This window comes from Kitasatospora sp. NPDC059577 (assembly GCF_042735475.1).
GTDB lineage: Bacteria > Actinomycetota > Actinomycetes > Streptomycetales > Streptomycetaceae > Kitasatospora.
On sequence record NZ_JBHWBZ010000032.1, the window covers coordinates 77957 to 89386 of the forward strand.

8 protein-coding genes are annotated in these 11430 nt (G+C 74.8%); 4 read left to right on the forward strand and 4 right to left on the reverse strand.

Annotated features, from left to right (window positions below; all coding sequences use genetic code 11):
- Positions 1-1467 (reverse strand): MFS transporter (locus ACFV0O_RS23955; RefSeq protein WP_380345109.1); only part of this gene is annotated, 1467 nt, incomplete at its 3' end.
- Positions 1468-1571: 104 nt separating this feature from the next.
- On the opposite strand from ACFV0O_RS23955, the gene ACFV0O_RS23960 reads away from it, so the two are divergent.
- Together ACFV0O_RS23960 and ACFV0O_RS23965 are read left to right on the forward strand one after the other, a co-directional pair.
- On the forward strand, positions 1572-2558 hold the full coding sequence (locus ACFV0O_RS23960) for an ArsR/SmtB family transcription factor (protein ID WP_380345111.1): 987 nt from the start codon (positions 1572-1574) through the stop codon (positions 2556-2558).
- Between the two features lie 324 nt (positions 2559-2882).
- Positions 2883-5153, forward strand: coding sequence for a glycosyl hydrolase family 18 protein (locus ACFV0O_RS23965; RefSeq protein WP_380345113.1), 2271 nt, complete (start codon positions 2883-2885; stop codon positions 5151-5153).
- A 194-nt stretch (positions 5154-5347) separates the two neighbouring features.
- On the opposite strand, the gene ACFV0O_RS23970 is transcribed toward ACFV0O_RS23965, so the two are convergent.
- On the reverse strand, positions 5348-6610 hold the full coding sequence (locus ACFV0O_RS23970; protein ID WP_380345115.1) for a geranylgeranyl reductase family protein: 1263 nt from the start codon (positions 6608-6610) through the stop codon (positions 5348-5350).
- A gap of 253 nt (positions 6611-6863) precedes the next feature.
- Here ACFV0O_RS23970 and ACFV0O_RS23975 point away from each other — a divergent pair, with 253 nt between their 5' ends.
- Positions 6864-8228 carry a dipeptidase gene (locus tag ACFV0O_RS23975; RefSeq protein ID WP_380345117.1) on the forward strand — a complete coding sequence of 455 codons (1365 nt, stop codon included), beginning with the start codon at positions 6864-6866 and terminating at the stop codon, positions 8226-8228.
- Here ACFV0O_RS23975 and ACFV0O_RS23980 read toward each other — a convergent pair.
- Both ACFV0O_RS23980 and ACFV0O_RS23985 read right to left on the reverse strand, forming a co-directional pair.
- On the reverse strand, positions 8204-9061 hold the full coding sequence (locus ACFV0O_RS23980; RefSeq protein ID WP_380345119.1) for a DUF4184 family protein: 858 nt from the start codon (positions 9059-9061) through the stop codon (positions 8204-8206). The two genes, ACFV0O_RS23975 and ACFV0O_RS23980, sit on opposite strands and share 25 nt — an antisense overlap.
- A gap of 125 nt (positions 9062-9186) precedes the next feature.
- Positions 9187-10254 (reverse strand): NUDIX domain-containing protein, encoded by a 1068-nt coding sequence (locus ACFV0O_RS23985; RefSeq protein ID WP_360262573.1) that lies wholly within the window; start codon positions 10252-10254, stop codon positions 9187-9189.
- Positions 10255-10722: 468 nt separating this feature from the next.
- On the opposite strand from ACFV0O_RS23985, the gene ACFV0O_RS23990 reads away from it, so the two are divergent.
- Positions 10723-11430, forward strand: a 708-nt coding sequence (locus tag ACFV0O_RS23990) for a PfkB family carbohydrate kinase (RefSeq protein ID WP_380345121.1), incomplete at its 3' end; no start/stop codon positions are given.

The window sequence follows — 11430 nt, forward strand, 5'->3', positions numbered from 1 at the left end:
GGGGGTTCCCCCCGGGGGGGCGGGGGCCCCCCGGGGGGGCCCACCCCCCGCGGGGCGCCGCGGCCCGGGCCCCCGCCCCCCCCGCCCCCGGGTACGCATCGCCAGTCCGGCCGCCGCCAGCACCGCGCCCAGGACCGCCCAGCCGACCGCGCCGTACCCGATCACCAGGGTGCTGACCAGCGCCGGCCCGGCCATCATCGCCGCCGCGGTCCCCGCGTTGAAGACTCCCTGGTAGGCGCCGTGGTCGCGCTCGCCCGCGAGGTCGTAGCTCAGTGCCCAGCCGCCCGCCTGGCCGACCACCTCTCCGAGCGACTGCAGCGTGACCCCGCCCAGCACCACCACCGCCGCGCCGATCGCGGGCAGACCGTGCGCCAGTGAAAGGACCAGGCAGGAGGCGGCCAGCAGCACCCCGGCGCGTCCGCAGGCCCGGGCGGCGGCCGTCCGCTCCTCGGTGCCCCGGGTGGCCCGCACCTGCAGGGCGATGACCAGCAGGGTGTTGACGATCAGGGTGCCCGCGACGGTGATCCTCGGCGCGTCGGTCTCCTGGACGATCCAGAGCGGCACGCCGACCTCCAGGACGGCGAACTGCAGGCAGAGCACCGCGTTCAGCACGGTCACGGCCAGGAACGGGCCGTCCCGCAGCGCCGGGTTGCGCCGACGCCCCTGCTCGGCGGCCTCGTGCGAGGGGTCCGACGGGTTCGGGGTACCGGTGTCCGCCGCCGCCCCCGCAGCTCCGGCCGCCCCGGCCGCTCCGGCCGCTCCGGCCGACGACTGGACCACCACCGCCCGCTGCGGCACGGCGAGCCGGTGGAACAGCACGGCGACGGCCACGAAGGAGGCGGCGTCGGCCAGGATCGCCGCCAGGTAGACCGGCCGGGTGTCCACCTGGAGCGCGACCGCTCCGAGGGCCGTGCCCAGGCAGATCCCGAGGTTGGTCACCACCCGCAGGTGGGCCCGGCCGGCCACCCGGCGGTCGGCGGGCAACACCTCGGCGTAGAGCGCGTTCCGCACGGCGGCGGAGCCCCGGTCGACGGCGGAGACCACGCAGGCCAGCGCGACGAAGGCCAGATAGCTGTGCACCAGCGCGTACCCGGCAGTGCCGACGGCCTCCACCGACACCAGCACCACCAGCACCCGCCGGGCGCCCCAGCGGTCGGCGGCGCGGCCGGCCGGCACGCTCGCGAGGACCCCGCACAGACCGGCGGCGGTCATCCCGAGGCCCAGCTGGGCGGCGCTCAGACCGAGCACCCGGGTGAAGAACAGCACCGAGACGGCCAGGGAGAGACCGTTGCCCATCGTGTTGACCAGGGTGATCCCGGCCAGCCGACGGACCGTCGGGTCCGGGTGCAGTCGCCGTCGCACGGCGCCGACGACGCCGGCGCCGGCGCTGCGGGGTACCGCGGACCCGACCGGGTCTTCGGGCAAGGAGGGGGAGGGCGCGGAGGACTCCGTCGTCGAGGTGGTCATGCAGGGATCCCACCGCGCCCCGGCCCCGAGCAGTACTCCTTTAGGCTCTGGCTGAATCCTCAGTCGGGCCGCCCGCCCGCCCGGATCCCAGCAGAAGGACACCCGTGCACCGGTTCACGCTCCGCCTGGCCGACCTCGCCACCACCTGGTTCGCCGCCTCCCCGATCCACGAGGCCGTGCTCAGCCTGCGGATGTGGACCCACCCGGGCGTCTACCACCTCCAGAGCCGGGCCTTCGAGCAACTCAGGCCCGCCTTCGAGCGGTTGGACTCCCGGCTGCTGCTCTCGCTGGTCGCCGGGAACCGCTGGGTCCCGGACTTCCTGACGCCTCGCCCGGCCTCGCCCTCCCCCGAGTTCCGCTCCGAACTCGCCACCGTCCGCGCCCTGCCGCCGGAGCAGTTGCGCGCCGAACTGGAACAGGCCTTCCTCCCGCACGGCCAACCGCTGCCCGCCTCGCTCGACGCCGGACTCGCCGACCCGGAGCGGCTGTTGGAACGGATCGCGGACGCGCTGGAGGAGTACTGGGAGGTGTGTCTCGCCCCCGCGTGGTGGCCGCAGGCCCGCGCGGTGCTGGAGGCCGACCTGGTCTACCGCGCCCGGCTGCTCGCCCGGCACGGCGCGGTGGCCCTCTTCGCCGATCTGGACCACCGGCTCCGCTGGGAGGACGGCGTCCTGTCGATCAACCGGCACTGGACGGACGGGGACGTGGAGACGCCCGTGGACGGACGCGGGCTGGTGCTCTGCCCGACCTTCTTCGTCCGCGGCGCGATCACGATGATCAGCAACGACCGGGCGCCGCAGATCAGTTACCCGGCGCGCGGGCAGGCGGGCATGGTCGGCCGGGGAGCGCCGGTACCGTCGCGGGCCGTGGAGTCGCTGGTCGGGGCACCGAAGGCCCGGCTGCTGGCCCTGCTGGCCGAACCGGCCTCCACCACGGACCTCGCCTACCGCCTCGGAGTCACTCCGGGCGCGGTCAGCCAGCACCTGTCCGTCCTCGCCGCCACCGGCCTGGTCACCCGGGCCCGGCACGGCCGGTCGGTGCTGTACCGGCGCAGCCCGCTCGGGGACGAGCTGACGGGGGCGAACAGGTGACCGGCGAGGGCCGGCCCGCGGCGGGATGACGGGCGACCGTCCGCCAACTCCCAAGTGGTACAGACCTGTTGACGCATTGGTCCAGTCCTCCTACAGTGCCCATGCCCCGCCTCCCCACGGCACGGGCACCGATCGCACACGGATCAACCCCGGCTCCACATACCCCGGCTCCCCACACCCCGACCCCACGCGCCCCGGCTCCACGTACCCAGCCCCGCGCACCCCGGCTCCACGTACCCCGGTTCTACGCCCCCTGTTCCAACCCCCACAGCCACAGCCACAGGGAGAACCATGTCCGTTCGGTCCCGGGCCGGACGCCCGCGCATGCGCAGCAGACTGCTCGCACTGCTCAGCGTCCTGCTCCTCCCCCTCGCCGCGCTCACCGCGCTGGCCGCCCCGGCGAACGCCGCCGGGAAGCTCACCGCCACGTTCACCACCGCCGACAACGGCTCCTGGTGGCAGGGCACCTACATCGTCCACAACGACAACGCGACCGCCGTGTCCGGCTGGACCCTCGATTTCGACCTCCCGGCCGGCGTCACCCTGGGCAGCACCTACAACGGCACCGCCACCGTCACCGGCCGGCACGTCAGCGTGGTCGCCGCGTTCTACAACTCCACCGTCAAGGCCCACGGCACCACCGAGCCGTACAGCTTCTGGTTCGTCGGCACCGGCCCGGTCACCACGCCGCTCAACTGCCGCATCAACGGCGACAAGTGCGACGGCACCCCGGACGTCCCGCCGTCCGCCCCGGGCACCCCGACGGTCACCGAGTCCACCGCGCACACGCTCGCCCTGAGCTGGCCGGCCGCCACCGGCGGAGACTTCCCGGTCGCCTCGTACGACGTGCTGAACGGCAGCACCGTCCTCGCCTCCGGCCCGACCGCCGGCGCCCTGGTCACCGGCCTCACCCCGGCCACCTCCTACACCCTGACGGTCAGGGCCAGGGACAGCCGCGGCAACACCGGCCCGCTCAGCGCACCCGTCACCGCCGCCACCTTCGACCCGTCCACCGACCGGGTGCCGCCCACCGCTCCGACCGCCCTGCGGACCACGGCCGTCGGCTCGACGGACGTGACGCTCGCCTGGAACGCCGCGACCGACAACGTCCGGGTCGCCGCGTACGACGTCTACCAGGGCGGCGCGCCGGTGGCGACGGTCACCGGCGGCACGTTGACCGCGTCCGTCGGCAACCTGTCGCCGTCCACCGCCTACACCTTCACCGTGAAGGCCCGCGACGCCGCCGACAACGCCTCGCCCGCCTCCGCCCCGCTTTCCGTGACCACCTCGGACCTCGTCGGCGCCGGGAAGTACGCCCGGGTCGGCTACTTCGTCCAGTGGGGCATCTACGGCCGCCAGTACTTCGTCAAGAACCTCGACACCTCGGGCAGCGCCGCCAAGCTCGACGTCGTCAACTACGCCTTCGAGAACATCGATCCGGTCAACCTGACCTGCCTCGCGGGCGTCACCAAGGGCACCACCGCCAACCCGCAGGACCCGGACCAGGGCACCGGGGCGGGCGACGCCGACGCCGACTACGCCCGCCCGATGAGCGCCGACCAGTCGGTGGACGGCGTGGCCGACGACGGCTGGGGCAAACTCCGCGGCAACCTCAACCAGTTGAAGAAGCTCAAGGCCAAGTACCCGAACCTGAAGGTGGTCGTCTCGCTCGGCGGCTGGACGTACTCCAAGTACTTCTCCGACGTCGCCGCCACCGACGCCTCCCGCCAGAAGTTCGTCAAGTCCTGCGTGGACACCTGGATCAAGGGCAACCTGCCGGTCTACAACGGCGCCGGCGGCGACGGCGTGGCGGCCGGGATCTTCGACGGCGTCGACCTCGACTGGGAGTGGCCGGGCTCCGGCGACGGCCACGCCGGCAACCACTGGAGCGCCGACGACAAGGACAACCTGACCCTGCTGCTGGCCGAGTTCCGCAAGCAGCTCGACGCGTCGGGCGGCTCGCACAAGCTGCTCACCGCCTTCACCCCGGCCGACCCGGCGAAGGTCGCCACCGGCTGGGACCTGGGCAGGATCTTCACCTCGCTGGACATCGCCAACGTCCAGGGCTACGACTTCCACGGCTCCGGCAGCGACAACTCGTGGGAACCCGACCGCACCGGCCAGGCCTCCAACCTGTACGCGGACCCGAACGACCCGTACGGCTTCCACTTCAGCGTGGACGCGGCCGTCCAGGCCTACCTCGGCGCCGGGGTCAACCCGCGCAAGCTGACCATCGGCTTCCCGTTCTACGGGCGCGGCTGGCAGGGCGTGGCGGACGGCGGCGCCAAGGGCGTGTGGCAGTCCGCGAACGGCGCCGCACCGGGCCAGTTCGCCGAGGAGGCCGGCACCCGCGGGTACCACAACCTGATCACCGGCCTGGCCGGCCTCACCGTCTACCACGACCCCAAGTCCGTTGCCACGTACGGCTACACGGGAGCCGGCGGCCAGTGGTGGACGTTCGACGACGCCTGGTCGATCGCCCAGAAGACGGCCTACCTCAAGTCGAAGAACCTGCTCGGCGGCATGATCTGGGAGATGTCCGGCGACACCCCGTCGGGCGCGCTCATGACCGCGCTCGACACCGGTCTCAGGTAGCGCTCACCGCCACCCGGCCCGGGCCCCCCGGTCCCCGGTCCTCGGTCCTCGGTCCGGGCACGCGAGGTGAACGGGGCCGGGGGGGCCCGCCCCCCCCGCGGCCCCCCCCCCCCCCCCCCCCCCCCACCCCGCCCCCCCCCCCCCCCCCCCCCCCCCCCGGCCCCGCACCGGCACGACGGGCCGCCCACCGCCACCTACCGCGACGCCATCGACATCAGCTTGCGCGCCGCCCGGTTCTGCCGCAGCAGCTGGGCGAAGGTGGTGTGCCCCTGGGTGGCCCGGGCGAAGGCCCGCCAGGCCGCCGGCACCAGGCACACCGCCGCGTGGAACAGGTACGGCCGCTGCTCGAAGGCACCCAGCAGCTGCTTGCCCGCACGCATCTCCACGCCCAGCCCGGCCTTGACCGCGAACGCGTAGTTGAGCGCCTCGCGCCGCACGGCGGGCGCGTTGCCCGCCTCGGCGACCTTCACCGCCCACTCGCCGGCCAGCCGGCCCGAGCGCAGCGCGTACGAGATGCCCTCACGGGTCCACGGCTCCAACAGCCCGGCCGCGTCGCCGGCGACCAGCACCCGGCCGCGGGAGAGCGGCGAGTCCTCGGCCCGGCAGCGGGTCAGGTGCCCGGACTCGACCGTGGGGGTGAAGCCGGACAGGCCCAGCCGCCGTACGTAGTCGGCGAGGTACCGCTTGGTGCGCTCGCCGTCGCCGCGCGCCGAGATGACGCCGACGGTGAGGCTGCTGGTCTCGGTCTTGGGGAACACCCAGCCGTAACTGCCGGGCAACGGACCCCAGTCGAGGTGGATCCGGCCGGCCCAGTCCGCGGCGACCTGCGGCGGTACCGGGATCTCCGCCTCCAGACCGAGGTCGATCTGGTCGAAGGTGACGCCGACGTGCCGGGCGATCCGGCTCGCGCTGCCGTCCGCACCGACCACCGCGCGGGCCTCGAAGGTGCGCCCGTCGGCCGCCGTCACCAGCGCGGTCCGGTGCTCGCCGCCGCGCTGCTCGACACCGGTGACGGTCACGCCGGTGACCAGCACCGCCCCGGCCGCCTTGGCCGCCTGCACCAGGCGCAGGTCGAACTCGTCCCGGTTGACCAGGCCGAACAGCATCCGCTGGGACCGCCGGGTCCGGGTGTACCGCCCGTCGTACGCGAAGGTGACGGCGTGCACCCGGTCCTGCAGCGGCAGCTGGAAGTCCGGCGGCAGGCTGTCCCTGGAGGGGCCGATGATGCCGCCGCCGCAGGTCTTGTAACGGGGGTGCTCGGCCTTGTCGAGCAGCAGCACCCGGCGGCCCTGGACGGCGGCGGCGTGCGCGGCCGAGGAGCCGGCCGGTCCGGCGCCGACCACCACGACGTCCCAGACGCCGTCCGGCGGCGAAACCGCGTCGTCGAGCGGCGAGGCCGTCCCTTCGAGCGGGCTGTCGAGCGGGCTACGGGAATCGGAGCTTCCGGAGTCAGTCACGTCGAGCAATCCTATGCGTCCACCCGCCCCACCGGACGCCGCACCACTCGAACCCCGCCCTACCGCTCGAACCCCTCCGCGCCACTCGGCCCTGTCGCGCCACGCAGACCCCCGCGCCGCCGTCGCCCTGCCGGGAACCGGCCGGACGCCCGCCCCGGACCGCCCGGATCCGCGCCACCTATGATCGGCAGTACCCCAACCGCCCCGCTCCGCCCGCGGTACCCCGCGGGTGGCCCCACCCCTCGGAGCCCCGATGTCACAGCCCCTGGCCGACGCCGTCCGGTCCCTGATGGACCGTGCCCGCACCGACCTCGCCGAGCTGGTCGCCTTCCCGTCGGTCGCCGACCCGCGCCAGTTCCCGGTCGAGGAGTGCGAGAAGGCCGCGCGCTGGGTCGCCGACGCTTTCGCCGCCGAGGGCCTGACCGGCGTCCGACTGCTCGACACCCCGGACGGCACCCAGTCCGTCTACGCCGAGCTGCCGGGCCCCGAGGGCGCGCCGACCGTCCTGCTCTACTCGCACTACGACGTCCAGCCCCCGCTCGACGAGGACGCCTGGATCAGCCCCGCGTTCGAGCTGACCGAGCGTGACGGCCGCTGGTACGGGCGCGGCGCCGCCGACTGCAAGGGCAACATCCTGATGCACCTGACCGCCCTGCGGGCGCTGCGCCAGGTGTACGGGGACTCCTACCCGGTCGGTCTGAAGATCATCGTCGAAGGCTCGGAGGAGCAGGGCACCGGCGGCCTGGAGCGCTACGCGGAGGCCCACCCCGAGCTGCTCACCGCCGACGCCATCGTCATCGGCGACACCGGCAACTTCGCCCCCGGCCTGCCCACGGTGACCGCCTCGCTGCGCGGCATGACGGTGGTCGAGGCCTCGGTCACCACCCTGGCGGGCAACCTGCACTCCGGCGCCTTCGGCGGCGCCGCCCCGGACGCGCTGCAGTCCCTGGTCCGGATCCTCGCCTCGCTGCACGACGAGAACGGCGACGTCGCGGTCGCCGGGCTGTCCTCCGACCAGACCTGGGAGGGCGTGCAGTACCCGGAGGAGCAGTTCCGCGCCGACGCCAAGGTGCTCGACGGCGTCGCCCTGACCGGCACCGGCACCATCGCCGACCGCCTCTGGGCCCGCCCGTCCGTCACCGTCCTCGGCATCGACGCCCCGCCGGTGATCGGCGCCACCTCCTCCGTCCAGGCCGCCGCCAAGGCCCTGATCAGCCTGCGCGTCCCGCCGGGCACGGACGCCTCGGCCGCCCAGGAGACCCTGGTCGCCCACCTGGAGGCGCAGGTCCCGCTCGGCGCCAAGCTGACCGTCCAGCGCCAGGGCAGCGGTTCCGCCTTCCGCGCCGACACCACCGGCCCGGCGTACGAGGCGATGGGCGAGGCCATGGCCGAGGCGTTCGGCACCGACATGGTGGCCTCCGGCGAAGGCGGCTCGATCCCGCTGTGCAACACGCTGCGCTCGCTCTACCCGCAGGCCGAGATCGTGCTGATCGGTGTCGAGGAGCCGACCACCCAGATCCACGCGGTCAACGAGAGCGTCGACCCGCAGGAGCTGGAGCGGATGGCCCTCACCGAGGCGCTCTTCCTGCGTCGTTACGCCGAGCTGCGCTCCGTCTGACGGACGTCCGGCCGGGAGCCGCCGCTCGCGGCTCCCGGTCCCGGCCGTCCGCCGCGCACCCGTCGGACGGCCGCCACCACCGCCGCGTACCCGACGGCACCGACCGCGAGGCCGGCCCCGGCGCCGAAGCAGACCTCCGGCACCAGGTTCCGCTTCAGCGGGCTGAGCCGGTGCAGCACCCCGGCCGCCGTCGCCGCACCCAGCAGCGCGACGGCGGCCCGCCGCGTCCCGGGCGCGAGCGCCACCTCCGGCCGCGCCGGCTCGACGGCCCGCACCGCACGCGCCGCCCACCCTCCCATCGCCACCAGCGCGAGCGCCGAACTGCCGTACTGCAGCGCCTCGTACACCGGCACACCGGCCACCGACCGGTCCAGTACGGGCAGCAGCCGGACGCCCAGCCGGCCCCCGTGCGTGAACGCGTCCCAGCCGACGTGGGTGGCCGCACCGATCGCCGCCGACGCCGCGAACCAGACCGCGTCCGCACCTGCGACACCACCCGCCCGGACACCGCCGGCTCCGACCCGGCGGGCCGTCAGCGCCTCGGCGCCGCCCGCGAACCGCTCGGGCAGCAGCGCCACCAACGGTCCCCGCAACAGCCCGTGCCAGCCGGCCACCAGTGCGCCGGCGATCGCCACGTCCAGCGTCGGCACCGCCCACCAGCGGTGCGTCAGCCCGCCGTGGCCGTACACCCCGGGCAGCAGGGACTCGGCGAAGAACGGCACGTCGGGCGCCATGGACCCGGCGACCAGCGCCGACGCCACCAACGGCCCGCGCACCCCGGCACGGCGCAGCAGGGGCAGGACGGCGGCGGGGTGGCTCAGCGTGAAGGGCATGACCCCATCCTCCCGCCGACGCCGACGGCCGGGCGAACCCGGAGGTGCAGCCGCACCCGCCACCCCGCCGCGCCACCGCCCAACCGCCCGGCCGCCCGGCCGCCCACGGCCCGATCGCGCCCCCGCTACGCCGCGTCCGCCGCGCTCGCCATCCCGACGGCCACCCGGCACCCCGCCTCCAGGTACCGCAGCTCGCCACTGCGCCGGGCGTCCAGGGCGGCCGCCAGGCGCCGGTACCGGCTCGGCGGCAGCAGTTCGGCGGCCTCGTCCAGCGTGACGAAGCGCCAGCTGCGCAACTCCTCCGGCTGCAGCAGCAGGTTCTGGCGGCCCGCCTCGTCCAGCAGGCCACCGTCGTACATCAGCCGCAGGCCGCCGCGGCGCGGACCGGTGCGCGGTTCCCAGTCGACGGCGAGCAGGCGCAGCCCGGCCGGGTCGAGGCGCAGGCCGAGTTCCTCGGCGGTCTCGCGCAGCGCGGCGTCGGTGGGGGCCTCACCGCGCTCGACCACGCCTCCGGGGAAGTCCCAGTCGGGTTTGTAGACGGGATCGACCAGCAGGACGCGGTCCTGCTCGTCGAAGAACAGGACGGCGGAGGCCACGGTGTCCCCGGTCGGGTCCGGGCTCTGGACGATCGGGCAGCGGGCTGCGCCGACCCGGACCAGCTCGGCGATCCGGCGGGCGGTCTCCTGCGGCGTGAGCGCGCTGGTGTCGACCATGCGGGCGTCGCCGACCAGCCAGCGGCGGGCGGCACGGTAGCGGGGCAGGTGTTCGATGCACCAGGTGCGGACCCGTGCGCTGGCCTCCGGGTCGTCCGGGCATTCCTCGCGGTGGGCGATGCGTTCGCGCAGGATCGTTTCTTCTGGGTCCAGCACGAAGTGGTGCACCGTGATCCCGTGGGAGGCGAGGTCGCCGAAGATCTCGTCCCGGTAGTCCTCTCTGAGCAGGGTCATCGGGACCACCAGCGGCCCCCCGACCTCGTCGAGCAGTGCGGCCGCCGTCTCGGGGACGAGCCGGCGCCAGGCCGCAAGGTCCTGGAAGTCGGACACCGTCGCCAGCCGGTCGGCCGGGAGCATCCGGCGAAGACCGAAGCCCACCAGCTCGGGATCGAAGAGCACGCTCCCGGGCAGCAGTTCCACCAACTCGCGGCAGGCACTGGTCTTGCCCGCCCCGAACGTGCCATTGACCCAGACGATCACAACGTCCCCTGCCCCTCGACTTCCCCCGATGCCGATCGCACCGGGCAGCGCCCCCGTCAGCCGAACCAGCGCCACCCGTGGTGGTACCCGCGCCACGCCGCTCCCCATGCCTCTCCGACGCGCCCGCCCGCGCGCCCCGAATTGCCCAGTGACAGCGGCATGTGCCCAGGCCAGGCGCTCGCGCGCGGAAATATGCAGACCGGTCTACATCAAAATTGCACCCCTTCACCACTGCTCACGCACAGGACGCCGGATGGGTCGACCTCCCGCGCACAACCACCCGCTGACCGCTCGCGCCCCGGCGACCGCGCCGCCGACCTGCCCCGTCCGCACCCCTCGGCACCCCTCGGCACCCCTCGGCACCCGTCCGCTCCTGCCGGCGCCGCCACCGCCCCTCGCCCCGCGCCCGCCCGCCGGGCCCGCCCCGCCCGCTTGCGCAGCGCGCACCCGGGCACGTACAGAGGAACGATGAAGCTGCTGCCAGTCGGCCGGGTCGTCGTCATCGGATCGGTCAACACCGACCGGATCCTCCGCTGCCCCGTACTCCCGTCCCCCGGCGAGACCGTCCTCGCCGACACCGCCACCCGGGGATTCGGCGGCAAGGGTGCCAACCAGGCGGTGGCGGCGGCCCGGATGGGCGCGGCGACGCACCTGGTCGCCAAGATCGGGCACGACGCCGAGGGCGAGGCGGCACTCGCCGACCTGCACGGCGCAGAGGTCGAGACGGGCGCCGTGCTGACGCACCCCGACGCGCCCACCGGCCAGGCGATCGTCATGGTCGACCCGTCCGGGGAGAACAGCATCGTCGTCGTCCCCGGCGCCAACGCGCACCTCACCCCGGAGGAGGTCACCGCCGCCCTGGGTCGCCTGCGTCTGCTCCCCGTCGACGTGGTCCTCACCAGCAACGAGGTCCCCGCGGCGTGCATCCGCGCGACGGCCGCGGCCCTGCCCGCCGCGGGCCCCTCCGGCGGCACCCGGTGGCTGCACAACACCGCTCCGGCCGGAGCCCTGCCCGACACCGGCCCGACCGGGCGCCGCCCCCTGGTCGTCGCCAACGCCGTCGAGGCCCGCCAGCTGACCGGGGCCGCCGACGTCACCGAAGCCGCCCGGCTCCTCGCCGACCGCGCCGAGGGCGTCGTGATCACCCGCGGCGCGGGCGGCGCCCGGGTGCGCACG

Excerpts from the sequence above, each read along its gene's own strand:
- ACFV0O_RS23975 (WP_380345117.1), top strand. The coding sequence starts at position 6,864 with ATGTCACAGCCCCTGGCCGACGCCGTCCGGTCCCTGATGGACCGTGCC.
- ACFV0O_RS23965 (WP_380345113.1), top strand. The coding sequence starts at position 2,883 with ATGCGCAGCAGACTGCTCGCACTGCTCAGCGTCCTGCTCCTCCCCCTC.
- ACFV0O_RS23980 (WP_380345119.1), bottom strand. The coding sequence starts at position 9,061 with ATGCCCTTCACGCTGAGCCACCCCGCCGCCGTCCTGCCCCTGCTGCGC.